The organism is Xanthobacter cornucopiae (assembly GCF_043195065.2).
GTDB lineage: Bacteria > Pseudomonadota > Alphaproteobacteria > Rhizobiales > Xanthobacteraceae > Xanthobacter.
This window is the reverse complement of sequence record NZ_CM195531.1, coordinates 3,500,085-3,523,570: the sequence shown is the minus strand read 5'-3', so window position 1 is coordinate 3,523,570 and position 23,486 is coordinate 3,500,085. Positions and strand designations below refer to the sequence as shown.

General features: G+C 70.4%; 20 protein-coding genes. 8 read left to right on the top strand and 12 right to left on the bottom strand.

Annotated elements, in window-relative coordinates:
- Window position 1: 1 nt before the first annotated feature.
- Entirely contained in the window at window positions 2-2,125 is a 2,124-nt protein-coding gene (locus V5F53_RS15605) for a S9 family peptidase (RefSeq protein WP_393994945.1), read from the bottom strand.
- Window positions 2,112-2,597, bottom strand: coding sequence for a peptide-methionine (R)-S-oxide reductase MsrB (gene msrB / locus V5F53_RS15600; protein ID WP_393994946.1), 486 nt, complete (start codon window positions 2,595-2,597; stop codon window positions 2,112-2,114). The genes V5F53_RS15605 and msrB overlap by 14 nt, the downstream gene beginning before the upstream one ends.
- Before the next feature lie 328 nt (window positions 2,598-2,925).
- On the opposite strand from msrB, the gene V5F53_RS15595 reads away from it, so the two are divergent.
- Window positions 2,926-3,339: a Ros/MucR family transcriptional regulator gene (locus tag V5F53_RS15595; RefSeq protein ID WP_393994947.1), complete on the top strand. Its 414-nt coding sequence runs from the start codon at window positions 2,926-2,928 to the stop codon at window positions 3,337-3,339.
- An 803-nt stretch (window positions 3,340-4,142) separates the two neighbouring features.
- Here the strand turns inward: V5F53_RS15595 and ubiB are convergent.
- From ubiB to V5F53_RS15570, 5 genes are all read right to left on the bottom strand, one after another.
- The gene (ubiB, locus tag V5F53_RS15590; protein WP_393994948.1) at window positions 4,143-5,708 is read right to left on the bottom strand and encodes a 2-polyprenylphenol 6-hydroxylase; all 1,566 of its coding nucleotides are present in this window, start codon (window positions 5,706-5,708) and stop codon (window positions 4,143-4,145) included.
- A gap of 64 nt (window positions 5,709-5,772) precedes the next feature.
- The gene (ubiE, locus tag V5F53_RS15585; protein WP_393994949.1) at window positions 5,773-6,585 is read right to left on the bottom strand and encodes a bifunctional demethylmenaquinone methyltransferase/2-methoxy-6-polyprenyl-1,4-benzoquinol methylase UbiE; all 813 of its coding nucleotides are present in this window, start codon (window positions 6,583-6,585) and stop codon (window positions 5,773-5,775) included.
- Between the two features lie 172 nt (window positions 6,586-6,757).
- Window positions 6,758-6,955, bottom strand: coding sequence for a hypothetical protein (locus tag V5F53_RS15580; RefSeq protein WP_393994950.1), 198 nt, complete (start codon window positions 6,953-6,955; stop codon window positions 6,758-6,760).
- A gap of 212 nt (window positions 6,956-7,167) precedes the next feature.
- The gene (locus tag V5F53_RS15575; protein WP_393994951.1) at window positions 7,168-10,677 is read right to left on the bottom strand and encodes a PAS domain-containing hybrid sensor histidine kinase/response regulator; all 3,510 of its coding nucleotides are present in this window, start codon (window positions 10,675-10,677) and stop codon (window positions 7,168-7,170) included.
- A gap of 138 nt (window positions 10,678-10,815) precedes the next feature.
- Window positions 10,816-11,346 (bottom strand): universal stress protein, encoded by a 531-nt coding sequence (locus V5F53_RS15570; protein ID WP_393994952.1) that lies wholly within the window; start codon window positions 11,344-11,346, stop codon window positions 10,816-10,818.
- 227 nt (window positions 11,347-11,573) lie between these two features.
- Between V5F53_RS15570 and V5F53_RS15565 the strand changes: the two genes are divergently transcribed.
- Both V5F53_RS15565 and V5F53_RS15560 read left to right on the top strand, forming a co-directional pair.
- On the top strand, window positions 11,574-12,371 hold the full coding sequence (locus V5F53_RS15565) for a bestrophin-like domain (protein WP_393994953.1): 798 nt from the start codon (window positions 11,574-11,576) through the stop codon (window positions 12,369-12,371).
- A 150-nt stretch (window positions 12,372-12,521) separates the two neighbouring features.
- Window positions 12,522-12,980 (top strand): heme-binding protein, encoded by a 459-nt coding sequence (locus V5F53_RS15560; RefSeq protein WP_509212446.1) that lies wholly within the window; start codon window positions 12,522-12,524, stop codon window positions 12,978-12,980.
- A gap of 39 nt (window positions 12,981-13,019) precedes the next feature.
- On the opposite strand, the gene V5F53_RS15555 is transcribed toward V5F53_RS15560, so the two are convergent.
- A complete protein-coding gene (locus V5F53_RS15555; protein WP_393994955.1) occupies window positions 13,020-13,610 on the bottom strand; it encodes a malonic semialdehyde reductase in 591 nt (196 codons plus the stop codon).
- 256 nt (window positions 13,611-13,866) lie between these two features.
- Here V5F53_RS15555 and V5F53_RS15550 point away from each other — a divergent pair, with 256 nt between their 5' ends.
- Window positions 13,867-15,138 carry a pyridoxal phosphate-dependent aminotransferase gene (locus tag V5F53_RS15550; protein ID WP_393994956.1) on the top strand — a complete coding sequence of 424 codons (1,272 nt, stop codon included), beginning with the start codon at window positions 13,867-13,869 and terminating at the stop codon, window positions 15,136-15,138.
- Entirely contained in the window at window positions 15,135-16,229 is a 1,095-nt protein-coding gene (locus V5F53_RS15545; RefSeq protein WP_393994957.1) for an AbrB family protein, read from the top strand. The genes V5F53_RS15550 and V5F53_RS15545 overlap by 4 nt, the downstream gene beginning before the upstream one ends.
- Here V5F53_RS15545 and V5F53_RS15540 read toward each other — a convergent pair.
- Together V5F53_RS15540 and V5F53_RS15535 are read right to left on the bottom strand one after the other, a co-directional pair.
- Window positions 16,217-16,972: a M48 family metallopeptidase gene (locus V5F53_RS15540; RefSeq protein WP_393994958.1), complete on the bottom strand. Its 756-nt coding sequence runs from the start codon at window positions 16,970-16,972 to the stop codon at window positions 16,217-16,219. The genes V5F53_RS15545 and V5F53_RS15540 overlap by 13 nt on opposite strands.
- Before the next feature lie 74 nt (window positions 16,973-17,046).
- Window positions 17,047-18,480: a polyhydroxyalkanoate depolymerase gene (locus V5F53_RS15535; protein ID WP_393994959.1), complete on the bottom strand. Its 1,434-nt coding sequence runs from the start codon at window positions 18,478-18,480 to the stop codon at window positions 17,047-17,049.
- Between the two features lie 175 nt (window positions 18,481-18,655).
- On the opposite strand from V5F53_RS15535, the gene V5F53_RS15530 reads away from it, so the two are divergent.
- Both V5F53_RS15530 and V5F53_RS15525 read left to right on the top strand, forming a co-directional pair.
- On the top strand, window positions 18,656-20,023 hold the full coding sequence (locus V5F53_RS15530) for an ActS/PrrB/RegB family redox-sensitive histidine kinase (RefSeq protein WP_393994960.1): 1,368 nt from the start codon (window positions 18,656-18,658) through the stop codon (window positions 20,021-20,023).
- A gap of 92 nt (window positions 20,024-20,115) precedes the next feature.
- Window positions 20,116-20,670, top strand: coding sequence for an ActR/PrrA/RegA family redox response regulator transcription factor (locus V5F53_RS15525; protein WP_393994961.1), 555 nt, complete (start codon window positions 20,116-20,118; stop codon window positions 20,668-20,670).
- Window positions 20,671-20,704: 34 nt separating this feature from the next.
- Here V5F53_RS15525 and V5F53_RS15520 read toward each other — a convergent pair whose 3' ends face one another.
- Together V5F53_RS15520 and V5F53_RS15515 are read right to left on the bottom strand one after the other, a co-directional pair.
- The gene (locus tag V5F53_RS15520) at window positions 20,705-21,184 is read right to left on the bottom strand and encodes an MmcB family DNA repair protein (RefSeq protein WP_393994962.1); all 480 of its coding nucleotides are present in this window, start codon (window positions 21,182-21,184) and stop codon (window positions 20,705-20,707) included.
- Window positions 21,184-22,074: a YihY/virulence factor BrkB family protein gene (locus tag V5F53_RS15515; RefSeq protein WP_393994963.1), complete on the bottom strand. Its 891-nt coding sequence runs from the start codon at window positions 22,072-22,074 to the stop codon at window positions 21,184-21,186. Before V5F53_RS15515 ends, V5F53_RS15520 begins: the two co-directional genes overlap by 1 nt.
- Window positions 22,075-22,338: 264 nt before the next feature.
- On the opposite strand from V5F53_RS15515, the gene V5F53_RS15510 reads away from it, so the two are divergent.
- Window positions 22,339-23,430: an FUSC family protein gene (locus V5F53_RS15510; protein WP_393994964.1), complete on the top strand. Its 1,092-nt coding sequence runs from the start codon at window positions 22,339-22,341 to the stop codon at window positions 23,428-23,430.
- Window positions 23,431-23,486 lie beyond the last annotated feature (56 nt).

Sequence of the window (23,486 nt, the reverse complement as noted above, 5' to 3'; positions counted from 1 at the left end):
GTCAGGCCGGCTCCGCCACCGGCGCCGGGGCGAGCGCCCCCACCGTCTGCAATGCGAAGGCGAAGACCAGGGCCACCTCGTCCAGGCGGTCGAACCGCCCGGAGGCACCGCCATGGCCGGCGTCCATGTTGGTGCGCAGCAGGATGGGCGCGCGCGAGGTGGCGGCGGCCCGCAGCCGCGCCACCCATTTGGCGGGCTCCCAATAGGTCACGCGCGGATCGGTGAGGCCGGCGAGGGCGAAGATGGCCGGGTAGGACGCCGGGCGCACATTGTCCACCGGCGAATAGCCGAGGAGGCGGGTGAAGGCCTCCGGGTCGGCGATGGGATTGCCCCACTCGGGCCATTCTGGTGGGGTGAGGGGCAGGGTGTCGTCCAGCATGGTGGCCAGCACGTCCACGAACGGCACTTCCGCCACGATGCCGGCGAACAGGCCCGGCCGCAGGTTGGCGATGGCGCCCATGAGCATGCCGCCGGCCGAGCCGCCATGGGCGACGATGCGGTCGGGCCGGGTGAAACGCTCCCGCGCCAGATGCTCGGCCACGGCGATGAAATCGGTGAAGGTGTTGGTCTTGTGGGCGAGCTTGCCCTGGGCATACCAGCGCCAGCCCTTGTCGGTGCCGCCGCGCACATGGGCGATGGCGTAGACGAAGCCCCGGTCCACCAGGGAGAGGCGGGCGGTGGAGAAGCTGGCAGGTATGGTGATGCCGTAGGCGCCATAGCCATAGAGCAGCAGCGGCGCCGAGCCGTCCAGTGGCGTGCCCTTCCGGTAGAGCAAGGACACCGGCACGCTCTCGCCATCGGGCGCGGGGGCGAGGATGCGGCGGGTGACATAATCGGCCGGATCGTGGCCGGAGGGCACCTCCTGCCGCTTCAGCAGGGCGCGGGCGCGGCTCGCCATGTCGTAGGACCACACCTGCGAGGGGGTGGTCATGGAGGCGTAGGTGAAGCGCACCTCGGTGGTGTCGAAGGTGTATCCGGGGTGCAGCCCGAGGGCGTAGGCCTCCTCGTCGAACGCCACCGGATGCTCGGCGCCGCTGGCGAGGTCGCGGACGATGATGCGCGGCAGCCCGCCTTCCCGCTCCAGCCGCGCCATGTGGCCGGCGAACACGGTGTGGCTCAAGATCATGCGGCCCGGCGCGTGGGGCACCAGATCGCGCCAGTTGGCCCGATCCGGCGCCGCCGTGGGGGCGGTGACGATCTTGAAGTCCTCGGCATCGCCGGCATTGGTCAGCAGGACCAGCGTGTCGGTGCCGTCGAGCGCGGGGTGGTGCTCCACCTCGTAGCGCACGCCGGCGGTCCGCGCGGCCACCAGGCGCGGCCTTGCGGCGGGATTGCGCAGATCCAGAAGATGGACCTCGGAGGTCTGGTGGTCGCCGCAGGAGACGAGGCCGAAGGCGCGCGACTGGGTTTCGCTCAGCGAGACGAAAAAGCCCTTGTCCGGCTCCTCATAGACCAGCGCGTCGGCGGCCGGATCGGTCCCCAGCACATGGCGGTAGACCTTGGAGGGACGGTGCTCGGCGTCGCGGCGGATGTAGTAGAGCGCGGTGCCGTCGGCGGTCCACAACAGGTCGCCGGTGCTCTCGACGATCACGTCCGGCAGGTCGGCGCCGGTGGCGAGGTCGCGGATGCGGATGACGTAGAGTTCGGACCCCTGCTCGTCGGCGGCGAAGGCCAGGCGGCGGTGGTCATGGCTGTGGCGCCAGGGGCCGAGATGGAAATAGGCCTTGCCTGCCGCCTCCTTGTCGCCGTCGAGGATGATTTCCTCGGCGCCGTCCGGCCACGCCTTGCGGCAGGCCAGGGCCTGCTGGCCCCCTTCCCGGTGCCGGCTGTAATAGGCATAGGCGCCGTCCGGGGCGGGGACGGTGGCGTCGTCCTCCTTGATGCGGCCGCGCATCTCCGCCACCAGGGCGCGGCGCAGCTCCGCCAGCGGCGCGAAATAGGCGTCCGCGTAGGCGTTCTCCGCTTCCAGATAGGTCCGGATCCCGGGATCGAGGGCGCTCGGGTCGCGCATCACGTCCCGCCAGTTCTCGGCCCGCAGCCAGGCATAATCGTCGGTGAGCGTGACCCCGTGGACAACGCGCGAGGACGGACGCCGCTCGGCGCGCGGAGGCTCAGGCGCCGTCATGGGCGTCTCCCGCGTCGGGCTCCAGCTTCAGCGCGGTGCCGTTCAGGCAGAAGCGCAGGCCGGTGGGGGCCGGCCCGTCGGGAAACACATGGCCCAGGTGGCTCTCGCAGCGGGCGCAGCGCACCTCAATGCGGCGCATGCCGTAGGAGGTATCCTCGTGTGTCACCACGGCATCCGCCGATACGGGCGAGAAGAAGCTGGGCCAGCCGGTGCCGGATTCATACTTCGTCTCGGAGCGGAACAGCGGCGCCCCGCAGGCGACGCAGCGGTAGAGCCCGGAGCGCTTCTCATCCCAATAGGGGCCGGTGAAGGCGCGCTCGGTGCCGTGCTCGCGGGCGATGCGGAATTGTTCCGGCGTCAGGCACGAGCGCCATTCGCTCTCGCTCTTGATCACCTTCGGCTCCGACGCGGCGTTCGCGGCCTCGCTGGTATCCGGAAGCTCCGGCGGGTGGTCGGGAAGGGTGTTGGGCATAAGAACCCCGCTGTGTTTGCCACAGAGGTAGGCATTGCCGGGCGTGCTGACAAGGCATCCCGGTCCGCGCGGCGCACCGGCTGGGGCGACGGCCGCGCTTGAGCAGCGATGCGCCGAGCAAGGCTGCAAGTCGAACTTGGAAGTACATAACCGTTTCTGAGTTTCTACTTGCATTTGCCCCGGTGCGAACTTAAGACCTTGGGAGCGCAGGACGCGCCGAAGCGTCGCCGACCGTCCATGCCGGATGGGCAAAGCCGGTCGCCGTGGGTGTGCGCCCTGTATTCTGCAGCCCGGGTCGGGTTATCGTCGCAGACATAAAGAAAGTCCCATGACTGAAGAAACGGAATCGAATTCCTTCATCGCCCTGGCGGCGGACATCGTTTCGGCCTATGTCAGCAACAATTCCGTGGCTGCTGCGGATCTGCCGGTGCTGATCAGCGAAGTGCATGCCACCTTGCAGCGTATTGCCACCGGTGAGAGCGAGCCGGTGGTGGAGCAGCTGCGTCCGGCGGTTCCGGTGAAAAAGTCGGTGGCTCCCGATTTCATCATCTGCCTTGAGGACGGGAAGAAGTTCAAGTCGCTCAAGCGCCACCTGCGTACCCAATACAACATGACCCCCGAGCAATATCGGGAAAAGTGGGGCCTGCCGCCGGATTACCCGATGGTGGCGCCGAACTACGCGGCGGCCCGCTCGGAGCTGGCCAAGCAGATGGGCCTCGGCCAGCAGCGTCGCGCGGGCTGATCCCGCCGGCCCCGGGGTGTCTCCATGCGCGGCTGGCGCTGCGCATGGAGAGGCGCTCCTGCGCCAGGATCGGGAGTGGCGTCCGCTGCGGCGCATCGGGCAAGGGTGCGTCGCGCTCTCGCGTGCGGACTGACGACTTGACCGCGCCTTGGCGCATGTCTGGCGCGCTGGCTTCGCCTTGGCGTGCCGGATATGCGTCGGCCGGTGCTGCCCGAGGCGTTCCGATCGCCGGCCGAGGCCTGGGGAGCCGGACTTCAGCCATCACCCGGCTTTTCGACCGGCGCCCGATGGGATCTGCCCAAGCGCCGCGTGGGCTTTGAGTCAAAGCCCCTGAAACAAATTCAAGTCCGTTCGTATCATACCGGCAACCCCGGTCGTCACCGGTGCCGCGCGGATTTCGCTGCAGCGCCCCTTGGGCGTCACCAAAGGCCCGGGCGTCGAACTCGGAGGCCTTCGGCGGGGCGGGGCGCGGGTGGCGCATGGCCGTTGGGGGATGCCGGGGCCCGGAGCTCCGGTTGGTGATCCGGTGCTGACAGCGCCCGAGGGTTCCCGCCCCGAACGATGCTGGGGCGTGACGGGCCGGGGTGTCCCCCGGCATGACCACCCGGATGCGCGCGGCCGGCTTCCCCTTCATGGCATATCCAGGGTTGAAATGAAGCGGCGGGGACGCTTAGCCGCGCCAGGGCGACGCATGTGGACGGATCGGCGCCGCCGTCAGCGGGCATGCCGCGGGACGGCGGGGCCGGCGCGATGCCCGAAGCCTAACCGGGAGGAGCCTCGCCGCCGGTCACCGTGGATGCCGCCTATCCCAGCCACAGGCCCAGCAGCGCCAGCGCGATCACCCACAGGGCGGCGTTGCCCCAGAAGGCCCGGCGTGCCTCGGCCCGGCCGATGCCCTCCAGCGATGCGGCGGACAATTGGATGCCGTCGCGGGTGGCGGCGTCGAGCTGCTGCATCACCCGAGCGGTGCGGGTGAGCAGGGCCGGCACCGTGGTGGCGAAGTGGCCGACCTCGCCGAGACTCAGCCCGGCCTGCTGGAGCTGGCCCACCGGGCCGAGGTTGCGGGCGATCCAGTCCTCGACCACCGGAGCCGCCGTCTTCCACATGTCGAGCTGGGGATCGAGGGAGCGGGCGACGCCCTCCACCACAACCATGGTCTTCTGCAGCAGCAGCAGCTCGGGCCGGGTCTGCATGTCGAACAGCGCGGTCACCTCCAACAGCAGCGCCAGCAGGCGGGCCATGGAGATCTGGTCGGCGCGGCGGGAGTGGATGGGCTCGCCGATGGCGCGGATGGCCTGGGCGAAATCGTCCACCGAATGGTGGAACGGCACGTAGCCGGCCTCGAAATGCACCTCGGCGGTGCGGCGCCAGTTGCGGGTGATGAAGCCGTAGAGGATTTCCGCCAGGAAGCGGCGCTCCTTGTGGCCCAGGCGCCCCATGATGCCGCAATCCACCACCACCAGGCGGCCACCGGCGTCCACGAACAGGTTGCCGGGGTGCATGTCGGCGTGGAAGAAGCCGTCGCGCATGGCCTGCCGCAGGAACGACTGCATCACGATGCGGGCGATCTCCTTGGGATCGTGCCCGGCGGCGATGAGCGCCTCTTTGTCCGAGAGCTTGATGCCGTCGATCCACTCGGTGGTCAGCACCTCGCGGCTGGAGCGGTCCCAGTCCACCTGCGGCACATGGATGTCGTGGTCCTCGCGGGTGTTCTCCGCCAGCTCCGCATAGGCGGCGGCCTCCAGGCGCAGGTCCATCTCCATGGACACCGAGCGGGCCATGGTGTCCACCACGCTTTCCAGCCGCAGCCGGCGGGCCTCGGCGAAATTGGCCTCGGCGAAGGCGGCGAGCCGGCGGAAGCTCGCCATGTCGGAGGAAAAGCGCCGGCTGATGCCCGGCCGCAGCACCTTCACGGCCACGTCGCGGCGGCTGCCGTCCTCCTCCACCGCGCCCTTGTGCACCTCGGCGATGGAGGCCGCCGCCACCGCCGGGCCGAACGCCGCGAACACCTCGCGCACCGGCCGGTCGAAGCTGGTGGCCACGATGTCCTCGGCCACCGCCTGGCCGAAGGCGGGCATGCGGTCCTGCAGCACCTCCAGGTCGCGGGCGACGGTGGGGCCCACCACGTCCGGCCGGGTGGCGAGGAACTGGCCGAGCTTCACATAGGAGGGGCCGAGCCGCGACAGCGCCGCCGAGAAGCGGGCGGCCCGGCTGCCGGCGTCGCGCCGGGCGATGAGCCGGGCAAGGCGCAGGGCCGGGCGGGCCAGCGGCGGGGCCACCGCCGGCGACACCAGGGACAGCACGCCCTCGCGCGCCAGCACATAGCCGGCGCGCAGCAGCCGCGCCGCATCGGCGACAAGGAAGATCACGTCGGGCGCCTTTCAGCCGGATGAAGTTCAGCCGTATCCAGCGGGGCTGGAGGGAGACGGCGCATCAGATGCGGAAGCCCCAGTGCAGGGCCACCACGCCGCCGGTCATGCGCAGCAGGTCGACGCGCTTGAAGCCGGCGTCGCGCATCATCTGCGCGAAGGCCTCGGCGTGGGGGAAGCGGCGGATGGATTCCACCAGGTACTGGTAGGGTTCGGCATCGCCGGCCACCCGCTTGCCCACCTCGGGGATGACCTTGAACGAATAGGTCTCGTAGATCTTGTCGAGCACCGGCACGTCGACCTTGGAGAATTCGAGCACGAACGCCCGTCCGCCCGGCTTCAGCACCCGCCGCATCTCCGTGAGGGCGAGCGGAATGCGCGGCACGTTGCGGATGCCGAAGGCGATGGTGACGGCATCGAACGACTTGTCGGGGAAGGGCAGGTCCTCGGCGTTGGCCTCGGTGAACTCCACCCGCTCGGACAGGCCGCGCGCCGCGGCGCGCTCGCGGCCCACCGCCAGCATCTCGGTGTTGATGTCGGCGACGGTGACGCGGGTGCCCGGGCCCCCGGCCTCCGCCACCCGGAAGGCGACGTCGCCGGTGCCGCCGGCGAGGTCGAGCAGGTGGAAGGGACGATCCCCCCGCGGCGGCCGCAGCTTCGACACCAGGGCGTCTTTCCACACCCGGTGCAGGCCGGCGGACATGAGGTCGTTCATGATGTCGTAGCGCCGCGCGACCTTGTGGAACACATCGTCCACCAGGGCCTGCTTGGCGTCGAGGGGCACGGTGCGATAGCCGAAATGGGTGTCCGGGGCGGCCGTGGCGGGGCCCTGGGCGGCTTGGGGCGACGGGGTCGGCTGGAAGTTAGGGTCCGTCATGACGGGTCGGCACCATGCGCTTCGTTCTTGATGGCGCGGGACCTTAAAGGATGATGGGGCGCGATGCCATGCGGTGGCCGGGAAGATGCGGTGCGCCCGAACGTCTCCGCCGGCGTGCCGGGCGGGTCGGGGTGGCCGGCGCGCGGGGGGCGCGCCGTCGCCAGGGCCCGTGTCAGCGTGAGGTCGGATTGGGCTTGCCGAGGCCCGACACGTCGAACTCCAGCCCCTCGCGGCTGTAGCGCTGCTCGGCGGTCTTGGTGCCGCGGGCGCCCAGGAACGGCAGAAAGCCGATCTTCAATCCGCGCCGCTGCTTGCGGTCTGCGATCTCTTTCCGCATTGGAAAGAGAGGAACGTTGATCGTGATCGTCATAGCCGCTCTCCAATTGTATTCATCTGTACAAGTCGGCAAGGAAATCTCACGTCTGTTTGCACATCCGTAACAATATCCTGCCGCGAGGGCGTGCTTCTATGGCACGCGCCGATAACGCCGTCTGAACGGGGCGTTTATGGGGCGTTCATGGGGATGAAGCAGGGCTTAATCGAGGATGCGACGGCGGCGGCTGCCCGCGTGGTTAACGCCTGCTAAACAGCGGTGGATCGCGACATCCGCCATTGCGCCAGCATGGCGCGCAGCACCGCCGGCTTCAGGGGCTTGTTCAGCGTCAGCATGTCAGCGGCTTGCGCGGCCTCGCGCACGGCCTGGCTGCGGTCGGCGGTGATCAGCACCGCCGGCAGCTTCCCCAGTTTCCACCGCAGGCCCATCACCGCGTCGATGCCCAGCCCGCCGTCCAGGTGATAGTCGACGAGGGCGATGTCGGGGGCGACCTTGGCCTCGCGCACCGCATCGAGGGCGCCGGCGGCGTCCGGGGCGGTGAGCACCGCGCAGCCCCAGCCGGTGAGGAGCAGCTTCATGCCCTCCAGGATGGCCGGCTCGTTGTCGATGACGAGGATGGTGAGCCCGTCGAGGGCGGCGCCGGGCCGGGCCGGGCGCGGCGCGGCGGCGGCGGCCTCGGGAATGGGCACCGCCAGCGGCAGGTCGAGGGCGAACACCGAGCCCTTGCCGGGCTGCGAGCGCAGCGTCATGGGGTGGTCCAGCACCCGGGCGATGCGCTCGACGATGGACAGGCCGAGGCCGAGGCCCCGCGCCACCCGCGCGCCCTGGTCGAGCCGCTGGAACTCCTGGAACACCAGCTTCTGCTGGTCGGCGGGAATGCCGATGCCGGTATCCCACACCTCCACCCGCAGCCGGCCGTGATGGCGCCGGCAGCCCACCAGGACCCGGCCCCGGGGGGTGTACTTGATGGCGTTGGAGATGAGGTTCTGCAGCAGCCGCCGCAGCAGCCGCCGGTCGGAGCGCACGGTGAGGGAGCTCGGCACGAAGGTGAGGGAAAGGTTCTTCTCTCGCGCCAGGGGCGTGAATTCCATCTCGAGCTGCCGCAGCATCTCGCCGATGCGCAGCGGCGCGATGTCGGGCCGCAGGGCGCCGCTGTCGAGGCGGGACATGTCGAGCAGGGCGCCGAGGATTTCCTCCACCGCCTCCAGGGAGGCATCCACATTGCCGGCGAGGCGCCGTTCCTCGGGCGCCCGGGCCCGCTCTACCAGGCTCGTCACGTAGAGCCGCGCGGCATTGAGCGGCTGGAGGATGTCATGGCTGGCGGCGGCGAGAAAGCGGGTCTTGGAAATGTTGGCTTCTTCCGCCTCGGCCCGCGCCTTCTCCAGGGCGCGGTTGAGGCACACCAGCTCCTCGGTGCGCTCGCGCACGCGCCGTTCCAGGCTCTCGTTGGCCCGCTCCAGGGCCAGCGCGGCGTCCACCGAGGCGGTGATGTCGGTGAAGGTCACGGCGATGCCGCCGTCCGGCATGGGGTCGGACCGGGTCTCAATGACCTGCCCGTTCTGGTCGAGGCGCTCGGAGAAGCCGGGCGCGGGGCTGGCGTAGCGCTCCACCCGCGCGGCGAGGCTGACGCGGCAGCCGGCGGCGCGCGGAGCGTTGGCCAGGATGGCGCGCAGCGGCGCGCCCACGGTGTAGCAGTCGGCGGGCAGTTCCAGCATCTCGCCGAAGCTGCGGTTCCAGCACACCAGCTTCAGCTCGCGGTCGAACACCGCGATGCCCTGATGCACATGGTCGATGGCGCTTTGCAGCAGCTCGCGATTGTACTGGATGGCGGCGGAGGCCTCGTCGAGCAGCTTGAGCGCGGCCTTGGTGGAGACGGCGCGCTTGCGCAGCAGCAGCGACAGCACCAGGCGCGAGGAGGCCGCCCCCACCGCCGCCGCCAGCAGGTGCTCGGCATGGCGCACGGTGCCGGCGTCGGCCTCGCGGTGGGGGTCGAGGCTGCTGCCGCTGAGGCGGGCATAGGTGGAGAAGGCGGCCTGGGCGCGGTCGTGGCCGAGATAGCGCTCGACGGTGCCGATCACCTCGCCCACGGTGACCGCCGAGCGCCAGCGCAGGAATACCGGGCGCAGCGGCGGCGTGTCCGGGCTCCGGGCGATGAAGACCTCCGCCTGCACCGCCTCGATCTGGCTCGGGCGGGTGAGGAAGGAGACGATGACCAGCACCAGCGTGTTGACGCCGAGGCTCCAGGCGACGCCATGGGCCAGGGGGCCGGCGGTGAGGCCCAAAAGCGCCGTGGGCTTGAGCAGGCCGATGCCGAACGGGCCGTCGACGAGCACCGAGTGGGCGACCAGCCCGGCTTCCACCAGGCTCGGCATCATCAGGGTGTAGGCCCAGAACAGCGAGCCGGCCAGGATGCCGGCGATGGCGCCCTTGGCGGTGGCGCGCCGCCACATGAGCCCGGCGGCGAAGGCGGGGCCCACCTGGGCCACGGCGGCGAAGGAGAGCAGGCCGATCTGCGCCAGCTGCACCTCGCCGATGATGCGGTAATAGAGATAGGCGAACAGCAGGATGAGGAAGATGGCCACCCGCCGCACCAGCAGCAGCACCCCCACCATGTCGCTGGGCTTGGGCTCGTCGTGGGCGCGGCCGGCGCGCCGGCGCAGCAGCAGCGGCATGACCAGGTCGTTGGAGATCATGATGGCGAGCGCCACGCTTTCCACGATCACCATGGCGGTGGCGGCGGACAGCCCGCCCACGAAGGCGAGCAGCGCCAGCCCGTCGGCGCCGGCCGCCAGCGGCACCGCCAGCACGTACATGTCGCTGTCCACCACCTCGCGGGGAAACAGCGTCATGCCGGCGAGCGCCAGCGGCACCACGAACAGGTTGATGAGCACCAGATAGAGCGGGAACAGCCAGCGGGCGCGGCGGATTTCCTCCTCGCCCTTGTTCTCCACCACCGCCACGTGGAACTGGCGCGGCAGCAGGATGAAGGCGCCGCCGGAGAGAATGGTCATGGTGATCCAGTTCTCCAGCGACAGGCCGTGGGTGAAGGGGCCGGTCACCGCCGCGTCCCGGGCCGCCCGCCACAGGTGGGCGGGGCCGGAGAAGATGAAGAAGGTGACGAGGATGCCCACCGCCAGGAAGGCGGCGAGCTTGACGATGGATTCGGTGGCGATGGCGAGCATCAGGCCGTCCTGGTGCTCGGTGGCGTCGGTGTGGCGGGTGCCGAACAGCACCGCGAACGCGGCCATGGCGCAGGCGACGAACAAAGCGAGGTCGCCGGCCAGCGTGCCTTGCGCCGCCTGGCCCGCGAAATAGCCCAGAACGGCCAGAAGAGAGGCCGAAACCGCCTTCAATTGCAGTGAGATATAGGGAATTGAGCCGGCCAGGGCCACCGCCGCGACCAGGGCGGCGATGCCCTGGTTCTTGCCATAGCGGGCAGCGATGAAGTCGGCGATGGAGGTGATGTTGTTGGCCTTGGCCAGCCGCACCACCCGCAGGAAGGCGGGGGCCGCTACCGTCATCAGCACGATCGGGCCAAGGTAGATGGTGAGGAAGTCGAAGCCCTGGGTGGTGGCAAGCCCCACCGAGCCGAAGAAGGTCCAGGAGGTGCAGTAGACCGCCAGCGACAGGGAATAGATCAGCGGCCGGGGGGCGCTCCGCGCGGCGGTCGGGCGCAGCCGGTCGCCGAAGCTCGCGATGGCGAACAGGAGGCCGATATAGGCCAGCGCGGCGAATATGACGACCGAAGCCTGAAGCATGTCCCCCGTCCGGCGGCGGGTGGCGTGCGCCCCGGCGCCTGATGCTTATTTTCGGCCCGCCGCGGGCCTGTTCTTGGCCCGCAGATCACCACCGGGGGCGGGCCTTGTCCACCCAGGGAGACTCCGCAGCGGAGCGCGTCAGGCGAGGGCGTCGATCTCGGCGTCGCTGAGGGCCCCGGGCACCAGGGTGATGGGCACCGGGAAGTGTCCGGCGTGGAAGCCCACCAGCGCGCTCACCAGCGGGCCGGGCCCCTCCTTGCCGACGCCGGCCGCCAGCACCAGGGTGGCGATGTCCTCATCCTCGCCGATGAGGGTGATCACCGCGTCGGCCTTGGTGCCCTCGCGGATCACCGCCTGGGCCTCCACGCCGGCCACCTGGCGGGCGCGGGCGATGAATTTGTCGAGGCGGGCGCTCATCTCGTCCTGGGCCTCGGCGCGCATCAGGTCGGCCACTCCCAGCCATTGCTGGTGGGCCCCCTCCAGCTCCAGCACCCCGAGCAGCAGCAGGTCGCCGCCGGTGTCGGCGGCGCGGCGGCTGGCGTAATGGACCGCGCGGCTGCATTCGGGCGTGTCGTCCACCACCACCAGGAACTTGCGGCGATGCCCGCTCTCCCGGCTGCGGCGCGGCGCGGCCGGCGGGTGGCGGACAGGCGGATGGGGCGTGCTCATGGCAACCTCTGCAACCTCGGCCGGATGGCGCGGGTCCGTCGCGCGGGCCGTCCGCCCGGCGCGCCGGGCTCGCGCGCGGGACGATTCGACGGGGCGCCCTCATGCTGCCATGGGGGCCGGGGAGCCGGGAAAAAAACTGCGCCGCTCCAAAGCGTCGCGTGGACGCGCGGCGGTCCCTTGGCTATGAGCCGAAGAGGTTCCCGCCCCACGGAGGTTCGCGCGCCGCCATGATCATCGCCATCGCCGACAGCGTGGCACAATGGCCCAACGTGGCCATCGCGCTCGTGTTCGCCGGCGTGCTGCTGGGGCTGCTGGTGATCGCCGAGCGCCTCGGGCGATTGCTGCCCGCGGACGGCCAGGAGGCCCGCGCCGTTGCCGCCCTCGACACCTTCAAGGTGCTGGGGCCGCTGGCGGGTGTGTTCCTCAGCTTCACCCTGGTGCAGGCCATCGGCCAGTTCCGCGCCGCCGATACCAACGTCAGCCGCGAGGCCGCCAACATCTACCAGCTCGACCGGGCCCTGAACGGCGCCACGGCCCTCGCCGACACGCGGCCGGCCCGCCTGGCGCTTCGGGCCTATGTGGGCCATGTGGTGAGCGACGGCTGGCAGGCCATGCGCGAGGGCCGCGACGAATCTCCCGAGAGCGCGCAGGCGTTGGCGCGGCTGCAAGCCGAGGTGGACGCCCTGCTGGCGGTGCTGCCGCCGGATGTGCGCTTCTCCAACGACATCGACAAGAACCTCGACGACGTGCACGACGACCGCGCCACCCGGCTCGGCATCGCCCATGGCGGGCTGCCGGCGATCATGTGGTGGGTGCTGCTGTCCTTGCTGGTGCTGCTGTTCGCCTGCGCCGCCTGCCTGCAGGGGACGGCGGCGCGCCATCCGCTGCCGGTCCTCTACATCGCCGGGCTCGGCCTGCTGAGCGCGCTGCTGTTCATCATGGACCGCCCGTTCCAGGGCGAGCTCAGCGTGTCGCCGGCGCCGCTGGTCAAGATTCAAGGCCAGCTGGATGCCCGCCTGCGCTGAAGCACGGGCCGGGGGAGCGTGGCTACATCCTTGTCGCGGAACATGTTCCGTCCGCGCCGGGCGGCGCCGGGGGTGAAAACGCGCTAGAGCCGCGCCGGGGGAAATGGTAGCGATGGAGCCTCACCGGCTCCAGAACCCCAGGAGATGCCCTTGCCCGACACCGCAGCCAGCGTCGTCGATCTCTCCCTCGACGCGGCGCAGACCATCCTCGCGGCGGCCCTCGCGCATGCGCGGGCGCAGCAGATGAACCCGCTGGCGGTGTGCGTGCTGGATGCGCGCGGCTCCCTCAAGGCGTTCGCGGCCGAGGATGGCACCAGCCTGAAGCGCGGCAACATCGCCCGCGGCAAGGCCAATGGCGCGCTGTCGCTGGGCGTCGGCTCGCGTGCCCTGTTCCGGCGGGCGCAGGAGCAGCCCTTCTTCATCAGCGCCGCCACCGCCGCCATCGGCGGCGCGCTCATTCCGGTGCCGGGCGGCGTGCTGGTCCGCGACGCCAGGGGCCGCCTGATCGGCGCCGTCGGCATTTCCGGCGATACCTCGGACAATGACGAGGCGGCGGCCGTGGCCGGCATCCTGGCCGCCGGCCTCGCCGCCGATCCCGGCGCCGACTGACTGGCCCGGCACGGACGCTCCCGTGCCGGGGGCGTCCGCTCAGAGCAGCTCGACGGCGTCCTTGAACGCCAGGCGTGGAAGGCGGTCGAACAGCTTGCCGTGATCGCCGTGGCCGAGCGCGGCGATGAAGTTGGTCTTCACGACGCCGCCGGGGAAGAATTCGGCATCCACCTTGGCGGCATCGAAGCCGGACATGGGGCCGACATCCAGCCCCAGCGCCCGCGCCGCGAGGATGAGGTAGGCGCCCTGCAGCGATGAGTTGCGGAAGGCGTGGGGCTCGACCATGGCCGGGGTGTTCACGAACAGGTCGCGGAAGCCCGGATTATGCGGGAACAGCTCGGGAATCCGGTCGTAGAACTTCAGGTCGTAGCCGATCAGCACGATCACCGGGGCATCCAGCGCCTTGTGGTTGCCGGGCGAGAGCGCCGGCTTCAGCCGCGCCTTGGCCGCCTCCGAGCGCAGGAACACGAAGCGCGCCGGCTGGGTATTGGCCGAGGTCGGGCCGAACTTCACGATGTCGTAGAGGGCCTCCAGCTCGGCGTCGGTCACCGGCTCGGTGGTCCAGCCGTTGTGCGAGCGGGCGGTGGTGAACAGCTGGTCGATGACGGTCTGGTCGATTTTCGTGGTCATGGCGCAGTCCAAAAAGACGGGGCGGCAATGGGTTCAATAGCGGCGATCTAGGAGTTCATCGGCGCGGGGACAACGGCCCGTCCTGCAAGAGGCCGTTGCATGACTGCAAATGGATCAGCATGCGTGATGGCCGCGTCACGCGATTTGATGGGTCAGTTCGTCCCTCTGCCGCTATGGTCCGCGCCGTCAGGCTCGCGTCCGTCCACGAGTCCATCTCGGCGCGTTCCAGCCGGCGCGCCGCTGTTCGAGATCTGCCATGTCGCCGCTCCGCACCCCCACCGCCGCTTCCACAGCTCCCGCCGTTTCGCCCGCGACATCCCAGGATGCCTATGTCGATCGGGTGCGTGAGCACATCCTGGCCCTGCCGGAGAGCGGCATCGTCGAGGTGATGAACTACGGCCGCGCGCGGCCGGGCATGATTCCGCTCTGGGCCGGCGAGGGCGATGTGCCCACCCCCTCCTTCATCTGCGAGGCGGCGGCGGCGGCGCTGCACGCCGGCGAGACCTTCTACACCTGGCAGCGCGGCTTGCCGGAGCTGCGCGCCGCCATCGCGCGCTACATGGCGCGGGTTTACGGGGTGGCGGAGGATCCCGAGCGCTATTTCGTGACCGGCTCCGGCATGCAGGCGATCCTGGTGGCCTTCTCCATGGCGCTCGGAGCCGGCGACGAGATCCTGCTGCCGTCCCCCATCTGGCCCAATGCGGCGGCGGGAGCGCAGAAGATCGGCGCGGTGCCGGTGCACGTGCCGCTGGCCTATGGCCCGCGGGGGTTCTCCCTCGACCTGCCGCGGCTGGAGGCGGCGGTGACGGCGCGCACCCGCGCCATCTTCCTCAACACGCCGGCCAATCCCACCGGCTTCGTGGCCACCCATGCGGAGCTGCGGGCGGTGCTGGAGCTTGCCCGCCGCCACGGGCTCTGGATCATCGCCGACGAGATCTACGGCCGCTTCTATTACGGCGGGGCGGCGCGGGCGCCCTCCTTCCACGACGTGATGGAGCCCGACGACGCCGTCCTGTTCGTGCAGACCTTCTCCAAGAACTGGGCCATGACCGGCTGGCGCATCGGCTGGATCGAGGCCGATCCCCGGCTGGGCCAGGTGGTGGAGAACCTCATCCAATACTCCACCTCCGGGGTGGCGGCCTTCATGCAGCGCGGCGCGGTGGCGGCGCTGGAACTGGGCGAGCCGTTCGTGGCCGAGCAGATCGCCCGCGCCCGCCACGGCCGCGACATCGTCGCCGACGCGCTGCTGGCCACCGGCAAGGTGGACCTGGTGAAGCCCGAGGGCGCCTTCTATCTCTTCTTCGGCATCGCCGGGCAGCGGGACGTGCGGCGGCTGGGCCTCACCCTGGTGGACGAGGCCAATGTGGGCATCGCGCCGGGCACCGCCTTCGGCGCCGGCGGCGAGGGCTTCATGCGCCTGTGCTTCGCGCGCGGCGCCGACCAGCTCGCCGAGGCCGCGCGCCGGCTCGCGGGCTGGATCGAGGCGAAGGGTGGGGCAGAGGGCGAGGTCGGGGGCGGGGCGGCGTGAGGGGCCTGTCCCCGGCGGCGACCCGCGCCGCCCTGGCCGCGGTGGTGACGCTTGGCGCCGGCGCCCTCGGCGGCGGCGTGTTCTCGCTGCTCGGCCTGCCGGCGGCGTGGATCTCGGGCGCGCTGGTGTTCACCCTGGTGCTGGCCATGGCGGGCGTGCCGGTGGTGGTGCCGGAAGGGGTGCGGTTTCTGGCCTATACGGTGCTCGGCACCTCCATGGGCACGGTGCTGACGCCGGAGATGCTGGCGCGCGCCGGCTCCTGGCCGGTGAGCATGGCCTGCCTGGCGGCGAGCGTGGTCGGCACCCTCGGCGGCGGCGTGCTGTTTCTCACCCGCGTCGGCGGCTGGTCGCTGCCGACCGCCTTCTACGCCTCCGCGCCGGGCGCCTTTTCCACCGTCCTGGCCATGGCCGAGGCGAGCCGGGCGGACCTGACCCGGGTCGCCTTCGCCCAGACGCTGCGGCTGTTCCTGCTGGTGGCGGCGCTGCCCAACGTGCTGGGCGCCGGCGGCCTCGCCGGCGGCGGGTTCCAGCCGGTGCCCCATGTGTCGGCGCTGGCGGACGTGGCGCTGCTGCTCGGGGTTTCTGCCGCCTGCGGGCTGGCGACGGCGGCGCTCAAGGTGCCGGGCGGTCTCATCCTCGGGGCGCTGGCGGGGAGCGCGGCGATGCATCTGGGCGGCTGGTCCGATGCCACGGTGCCCTCGGCCATCCTGCTGCCGGCGTTCGTGGTGCTGGGGGCGGGGGTGGGCGCGCGCTTTATCGGCACCAGCCTGGCGGCCATCCGGTCCTATTTCTGGGTGTCGCTGGGGGCGTTCCTGGTGGCGCTCTCGGTGGCTGCGGCGTTCGCGCTGCTGGCGGCCTGGCTGACCGGGGACGACATGGGCAAGTTGCTCACCGCCTTCTCGCCCGGGGCGCTGGAGGCGATGACCGCGCTCGGCTTCGCCATGGGCTATGACCCGGCCTTCATGAGCGCCCACCACCTGTTCCGCTTCGCCGGCCTGTCGGTGGTGCTGCCGGTGGCGGCGCACCTGCTGTTCAGCGCCGAGGAGCGGGAGCGCGGGGGCGCGGGGCGGGACGGGGATCAGGCGCCGTAGCGGTGCAGGCTGGCCCCATGGTGTCGCAGCCAGCCTTCGGCCTCGCGGCGGGCCGGGAACAGGCGCTCCACCACCTGCCAGAAGCGCGGGCCGTGGTTCAGTTCCAGCCGGTGCGAGACCTCGTGGGCGGCCAGATAGTCCAGCACGAAGGCGGGCGCCATGATGAGGCGCCAGGAGAAGGACAGGTCGCCCCGCGCCGAGCACGAGCCCCAGCGGCTGGCGGTGTCGCGCAGGGTGATGCGGCCCACCTCCACCCGCGCAGCCTCGGCGTGGCGGCGCACCGCCTCGGCGATGTCGCGGCGGGCTTCCCGTTTCAGATGATCGATGATGCGGCGCCCCACGTGCGGGGCCTCGCCCGCCACGTAAAGCGCCGGGTCCCCGGACGGGGCGGTGCCGGCCCAGACCGTGCCGCGCGCCTCCGGCACGTGGATGACCAGGTGGGGCTCGCCACGCACCGGCACCAGGGCGCCGTGCGCGAGCCGGACCACCTCGGGCAGGCGGCCGAGCCGCACCCGGATCCAGTCCCGGTGACGACGCACGAAGTCGCCCGCTGCGGCGATGGACACATGGGGCGGGGCGGTGACGGTGACGTCGCGCGTGGCGGAACGCACGCGCAGGGTGAGCCGGCGCGCTTGCGGGTGCCTGCGAACGGCGACGCAGAGAACCTCGCCATCGAGCTCCAGCTCAATGGCTTCGGCACGCTTCGGCGGCGCCTTCAGGTCCGGACGACGAAACAGCGGCATGAGGGCACCGTTAAAAAGGAGCCTGATGACGATCTGACGTCATCATTCTCCAGAATGGGTGCCCCCGGCCAGTACTAAGTTGCAGCATTCCGGGGATAAAGCGAAGTCACGTTCGCCGGTATGCTGAACACGTCCGGCCCGTCGTCGGCATCGACCGGGGCCGGGTCCACCTTGGTGGGCGCATGAACGGTGCCGCGCGGGTCCTCCTGGCTCAGGATGAAATCGGCGATGCGGGGGGCGATCTCCGAGCGGAAGCGCGAGCCGTTGAACACGCCATAGTGACCGACGCCGGGCTGCTCGTAGTGGGCGCGCATGTGGTCGGGAATGCGCGGGCACAGCTTGTGGGCGGCCTTGGTCTGGCCGATGCCGGAGATGTCGTCCTTCTCGCCTTCCACCGTCATCAGCGCGACGCGATGGATGGCTTCCGGCTTCACCACCTGGGAATGGTGCAGGATCTCGCCCTTCGGCAGGGCGTGGGTGATGAACACGTTCTCGACCGTGTCGAGGTAGAATTCCGAGGTCAGGTCCATGACCGCGAGGTATTCGTCATAGAACTCGCGGTGCTTCTCGGCCGAATCGCCGTCGCCCTTCACCAGATGGGTGAACAGGTCCCAGTGGGCCTGCAGGTGGCGGTCGAGATTCATGCTCATGAAGCCGTTGAGCTGCAGGAAGCCGGGATAGACCTCGCGCAGGGCGCCGGCGTGGGGCCAGGGCACGGTGGTGATGACGTTGCGGCGGAACCAGTCGATGCCGCGATCCTTGGCGAGGGCGTTCACGGCGGTGGGCGCCTCGCGGGTGTCGATGGGGCCGCCCATGAGGGTCATGGACTTCGGGACGTAGGGGTCGTCCTCCGCTTCCATGCGGGCCACCGCCATCATCACCGGCACCGCCGGCTGGCACACCGCCATCACGTGGCAGTCGCCGCCCAGGCGATGGAAGATGGAGATGAGGTAATCCACATAGTCGGACAGGCCGAAGCGGCCCTCCGCCAGGGGCACCAGCTTGGCGTCCACCCAGTCGGTCACGTACACGTCGTGGGTGGGCAGCATGGCTTCCACCGTGCCGCGCAGCAGGGTGGCGTAATGGCCGGACACCGGCGCCACCACCAGCAGCTTGGGATGTTTGCGGGCGGGGGGATACTCGAACGCCCGCTCGAAATGCAGGAGGTTGCAGAACGGGCGATGCCACACGGTGTTCACGTGCACCGGAACCCGCTGGCCGCCGGAGACGATCTCGGTGATGCCCCAGTCGGGCTTGCCATAGCGCCGGGTGGTGCGCTCGAACAGCTCGCAGGCGGCGGCCATCGACTTGCCGAGCGTGGTGTGGGACACCGGGTTGATGGGGTTCTTCAGAAACAGGCGGCTGGCGTCGGCCATGGCGCGGGATGGGTTGAGCGCGGCATGGCCCATCTCGTAAAGCCAGTAGAGGGGGGTCGAAAAGCCTGAGTCCGTGCCGATCTCGCCTTGTGCCTGCCGGCGGGCGGTGCCCGCGAAATCTCCAATCGCCATGTGCGTTCCTCGCTTTATTTTGGGAAAGGAGCCTGTGCCCTCTTTCCAGTGCGGTCAATGCCGACGAAGGACATAGCCGGGACTTGGGCCAAAGGTATGGCCAAGATGTCACATTGTCGCACATTGCGACGATGAGTGTTGCGCTCCGAATCTTGACTGAAAGTGAAGAAACGCAATGAATTCCGCCTTCGCTCCCCCCCTGCATGGGCGCTCCTTCGGGCTGCGGCTGGACACGCTCATCCGTCTGCGCTGGCTCGCCGTCACGGGGCAGATCGCGGCGCTGGTGGTGGTCAGCCTGCTGCTTGGTTTTCCGCTACCGGTGAGTTCCTGCCTTGCGGTCATCCTTCTCTCGGCGTTGGTTAATGTGTTGCTTCGGATCAAGTATCCGGTGGCACGACGACTGAGTGACGCTGCGGCAGGACCGCTGCTCGCCTATGATCTTCTTCAGCTCACGGCCCTGCTCTACTTGACCGGCGGGCTCAAGAATCCGTTTGCGCTGCTTTACCTGGCGCCGGTGATGATTTCCGCGACCGCGCTGGCCTGGAGCACCACGGTGCTGCTGGGCATTCTGGCGGCGGCGTGCGCCGGTGCCGTGGGCCTGTGGGCGAGCCCGCTGCCCTGGGCCGGCGAGGCGGCGCCGGTGCTGCCGGACCTTTATCTCGCCGGCATCTGGGTGGCGCTCACCGTGTCCATCGGCTTCATCGGGCTCCATGCCTGGCGGGTGGCGGAGGAGGCGCGGGAGCTGGCGGATGCGCTCGCGGCCACCGAGCTGGTGCTGGCCCGGGAGCAGCACCTGTCCGCCATCGACGGCCTGGCGGCGGCGGCGGCGCACGAGCTGGGCACGCCCCTGTCCACCATCGCCCTGGTGGTGAAGGAGATGCAGCGGGCCATGCCGCCCGGCGCGCCCTATGCCGACGATGTGGCGCTGCTGCGCGACCAGGTGAGCCGCTGCCGCGACATCCTCCAGACCCTGACCTCGCTGAGCTCGGGCGATGCCCCGTTCGACCGCATGCCGGTGCGCCAGCTGCTGGAGGAGGTGGTGGAGCCGCATCGCGACTTCGGCATCGCCATCGTCATCAACGCGCCGGGGCGGCCGAGCGATCCGGTCATCGACCGCAATCCGGGCCTGCTCTACGGCCTCGGCAACCTGGTGGAGAACGCGGTGGACTTCGCCCGCGCCCGGGTGGACATCGCCGCCGAATGGACGCCGTCGAGCCTCGTCATCGTGGTGGAGGACGACGGGCCGGGCTTCTCGCCCGAGGTGAGCGCCCGCATCGGCCAGCCCTATGTGACGTCGCGCGGCCGCGACCGCCTGGAGGAGCGCCAGGACGCGGACGAGGAAAGCGGGCTCGGCCTCGGCTTCTTCATCGCCAAGACGCTGCTGGAGCGCACCGGGGCCAGCCTCACCTTCGAAAATCGCCCGCTTCCCGCCACCGGCGCCTCCATACGGATCACTTGGCCGCGGCGGGCATTGGCCATAGAAATGGATCATGACGCGACAAAGGGACGCGGAGCGGACTATTCTGCCACCGAAGGCGCGTAAAAGCGGGCGCGGAAACGTCCCGTTCCAGACCACCCAGCGTTTGACGCGGCGGCGCACCCCATCGCGCTCCCGGATGTCGAGGACACAGAACGATGAATGAAACGACGCCGCTCGAAGTGGGAGAAGACCGCACGGTCCTGATCGTCGACGACGATCGCTCCTTCCTGCAGCGCCTGGCGCGGGCCATGGAGGCGCGCGGCTTCCTGGTCGCCACCGCCGAGACCGTGGCCGACGGCCTCGCCCGGGTGGAGGAGGCGGCGCCGGCCTTCGCCGTGGTCGATATGCGGCTCGGCGACGGCAGCGGCCTCGACGTGATCTCCGCCCTCAAGAAGCAGCGCCCCGGCGCCCGCGCCATCGTCCTCACCGGCTACGGCAACATTGCCACCGCCGTGACCGCGGTGAAGCTGGGCGCGGTGGACTACCTCGCCAAGCCCGCCGACGCGGACGACGTGATGGCGGCGCTGATCGCCCCCGGCGACCACAAGCCCCATCCGCCGGAAAACCCCATGTCGGCCGACCGGGTGCGCTGGGAACACATCCAGCGGGTCTACGAATTGTGCGGGCGCAACGTGTCGGAGACGGCCCGCCGCCTCTCGATGCACCGGCGCACGCTGCAGCGCATCCTGGCCAAGCGCGCGCCCCGCTGACGGGGCCGCGCGCGGCGCGTGGCGCGCCGCCGGATCACAGGTCGGCGCGCGACAGCTCCGGGTCGTGGAGCGCGGCGAGGCGGTGGGCGGCGGTCCGGGCAAGGCGCAGGGTCAGCGCTTTGCGGGTGGCCGCCGCGAGCGGGTGGCGCGGCGCCTCGCGCAGCAGCTCGGCGCCGAACCCGTCCGCCACCATCAGGCCGGCGTCCGCGGGCAGGATCTCGTCGGGAAAACCGAGCGGCACGGCGAACAGCAGGCGGTCGCAGAAGGCGCGGTAGTCCGGCCACTTGCCGTCGGCGCGGAAATCCTGGACCGAGGACTTGATCTCGATGATCGAGAGCTCGCCGCGCCCGTCGACGGCGAGAATGTCGGCGCGCCGGCCCGATGCCAGGGCAAACTCGGTGATGCCCACCAGGCCATGGCTGGCGAGGTGGCGCAGCACGCCGCGCTGCACCATGCGGGCGGTGGGCGACTGCCGGCCGTCCTCCTTCAGCCGGGGCGGGGGCGCGGCCTCCATCAGTTCTCGGCCCCCGCGGTCAGCTTCTCACGAACCAGGCGCTCGTCCTCCTTGGGCAGGCGGGCCCGATAGGCGCGGGAAATGGCGGCGTTGAGCTCGCCGCCGAACACGAAGATGGATGCCGTGAGGTACAAAAACACCAGAGCGATCATCACCGAGGCGAGGCCGGCATAGGTGGTGACGTAATTGGCCGGAAATTCAGCGAGATACATGCCGAAGGCGGTGGCGGCCACCAGCCACAGCACCAGGGTGACGAGGATGCCCGGCGCCACCTCGGCGAGGTTGCGGCGCCCCGCCGGCAGCCACAGGTGCGCCACCACCAGCGCCACCACCAGGATGATGGAGGTTGCGGCGAATCGCGCCAGCGTGACGATGTGGGAGAACGGCTTCAGCGCCGGCAGCTGCGACAGCGCCGCCTGCCACAGCAGCGGCCCCAGCACCACCAGGAACGACAGGGCGAGCACCGCCCCCGCCGCCAGCAGCACATAGCCGATGGATTCCAGCCGCAGCCAGTACCAGGCGCGCATCTCCTTCACGCCATAGGCACGGTTGAGGCCGATGCGCAGGCTCTCGATGCCGTTGGAGGAGAAATAGATGGCGAGCACCACGCCATAGGTGAGCACGTCGGTGCGCACCTGGTTCACCACGTTGTAGATTTCCCGCGAGATCGGGTCCGCCACCTGCCTGGGCCAGCTTTCCAGCAGCAGCGGAATGGTCTCCGCCGCCAGCGGCCGCAGGTCCAGGAAGCCGGCCAGGGCGGTGACGAAGATCAGGAACGGAAACAGCGACATCAGCGCCGACAGGGCGATGTGGCTGGCGATGGCCCAGCCGTCGTCGGCGGCGAAGGTCCACACCGCGTCCAGGACGATATGGATGATGCGTCGCAGCATGGGGCCCCCGTTCGCCACGAAGACATCGGGCTTTCCCCGGCGATTGGCAAGCCGGCCCGCCGTCACCGGCGGCTTCCGCTGGGGACAGGGACGGCTGTCGCGGGCCGGCGAGGCGGGGTTTCGCTGCGTCGGGACTTGAGTTCGGGCGCGGATTCGCCGATCAGCGTGCATCGACCCGGCGCTCCGGGTCGCATGCGCTTTCCTCGCCGGTGGCCGCCACACCCGTGGGCTCGGCCGCCGGCCACACACCGAGTGTCGGTCCAGATGCCCTCGTTCCCGCCCAAGGCGCTCGGCCAGGTGTTCACCGCCGCCCACGTCAAGCTCGGCGTCAAGGCGGCGCTGGCGGCGCTGGCCGCCTATGGGCTCGCCTACGGGCTGGACCTGCCCAACGGCTATTGGGCCGTGCTCACGGCGATCCTGGTGGTGCAGTCCACCATCGGCGCCAGCCTGTCGGTGGCCATCGACCGCGCCCTGGGCACGGTGGTGGGCGGCGGGGTGGGGGTGGTCGCGGCCATGGCGGCGGGACCGTCGGTGACGCTGACCTTCGTGGCGCTGGGGGTGGCGGTGATCGCCACCAGCACCCTGGCGGCCCGCTTCTCCAGCTACAAGCTGGCGCCGGTGACGGCGGTGATCGTGCTCCTGTCCGATCCCACCCACATGGACCCGTGGATCTCCGGGCTCCACCGGGTGTTCGAGATCGGCCTCGGCGGCGCGGTGGGGGTGCTGTGCGCGCTGCTGGTGCTGCCGGCGCGCGCGGTGTACGTCCTGTTTCCCCATTGCGCGACGGCGGTGAAGCTGTGCGGCGCCCTGCTGGCGCTCGGCAGCGACGGGCTGCTGGGCCGCGGGCTCGATCCGGCCGAGATGGACGCTCTCAACGCCAAGACCCGCCAGGCGCTGCGCGCCGCCGATGCCCGCATCGCCGAGGCGCGGGCCGAGCGGCGGCTGTCGGGCCATGCCGATCCCACCCCCGTGGTGCGCGCCTGCCGGCGCCTGTGGCATTCGGTGATCATCCTGCTGCGCGGCACCGACACCACCTTGTCGGCGCAGATGGCGGCGCTGCTGGGCGCCGGTCTCGATGCGGCGGTATCGGGCCTGTCACTGTACATGCAGGAGATCGCCCGCCGCCTCGACGGCGACAAGGGGGTGGACCTGGGCGCGCCGGGCGAGGCGGCGCGGGCGGCGGTGGTGGCGCTGGACGGCGAGGTGGAGCGGCTCAATGCCGCCGGGGCCTTCGACGGCGCCACCGGGGCCGACCTGCGCACCCTGTTCGCCGCCATCTCCGCCTGCGGCCATGTGATGGAAAACCTCGACGAACTGGTGGCGCGCCTCGCCGAAATGGATGGCGGCGCCGATTGAACACAAGTCTGTCGTTGCTTTGGAACGGTTCCGGGGCAAGATACATTTTCGCGATG

Coding starts and splice junctions, on each gene's coding strand:
- V5F53_RS15605 (WP_393994945.1), bottom strand. CDS start 2,125: ATGACGGCGCCTGAGCCTCCGCGCGCCGAGCGGCGTCCGTCCTCGCGC.
- V5F53_RS15515 (WP_393994963.1), bottom strand. CDS start 22,074: ATGCTGCGACGCATCATCCATATCGTCCTGGACGCGGTGTGGACCTTC.
- V5F53_RS15575 (WP_393994951.1), bottom strand. CDS start 10,677: ATGCTTCAGGCTTCGGTCGTCATATTCGCCGCGCTGGCCTATATCGGC.
- V5F53_RS15565 (WP_393994953.1), top strand. CDS start 11,574: ATGATCATCGCCATCGCCGACAGCGTGGCACAATGGCCCAACGTGGCC.
- ubiE (WP_393994949.1), bottom strand. CDS start 6,585: ATGACGGACCCTAACTTCCAGCCGACCCCGTCGCCCCAAGCCGCCCAG.
- V5F53_RS15530 (WP_393994960.1), top strand. CDS start 18,656: ATGAATTCCGCCTTCGCTCCCCCCCTGCATGGGCGCTCCTTCGGGCTG.
- V5F53_RS15535 (WP_393994959.1), bottom strand. CDS start 18,480: ATGGCGATTGGAGATTTCGCGGGCACCGCCCGCCGGCAGGCACAAGGC.
- V5F53_RS15555 (WP_393994955.1), bottom strand. CDS start 13,610: ATGACCACGAAAATCGACCAGACCGTCATCGACCAGCTGTTCACCACC.
- V5F53_RS15510 (WP_393994964.1), top strand. CDS start 22,339: ATGCCCTCGTTCCCGCCCAAGGCGCTCGGCCAGGTGTTCACCGCCGCC.
- V5F53_RS15570 (WP_393994952.1), bottom strand. CDS start 11,346: ATGAGCACGCCCCATCCGCCTGTCCGCCACCCGCCGGCCGCGCCGCGC.
- V5F53_RS15550 (WP_393994956.1), top strand. CDS start 13,867: ATGTCGCCGCTCCGCACCCCCACCGCCGCTTCCACAGCTCCCGCCGTT.
- V5F53_RS15595 (WP_393994947.1), top strand. CDS start 2,926: ATGACTGAAGAAACGGAATCGAATTCCTTCATCGCCCTGGCGGCGGAC.
- msrB (WP_393994946.1), bottom strand. CDS start 2,597: ATGCCCAACACCCTTCCCGACCACCCGCCGGAGCTTCCGGATACCAGC.
- V5F53_RS15520 (WP_393994962.1), bottom strand. CDS start 21,184: ATGGAGGCCGCGCCCCCGCCCCGGCTGAAGGAGGACGGCCGGCAGTCG.
- V5F53_RS15540 (WP_393994958.1), bottom strand. CDS start 16,972: ATGCCGCTGTTTCGTCGTCCGGACCTGAAGGCGCCGCCGAAGCGTGCC.
- V5F53_RS15525 (WP_393994961.1), top strand. CDS start 20,116: ATGAATGAAACGACGCCGCTCGAAGTGGGAGAAGACCGCACGGTCCTG.
- V5F53_RS15580 (WP_393994950.1), bottom strand. CDS start 6,955: ATGACGATCACGATCAACGTTCCTCTCTTTCCAATGCGGAAAGAGATC.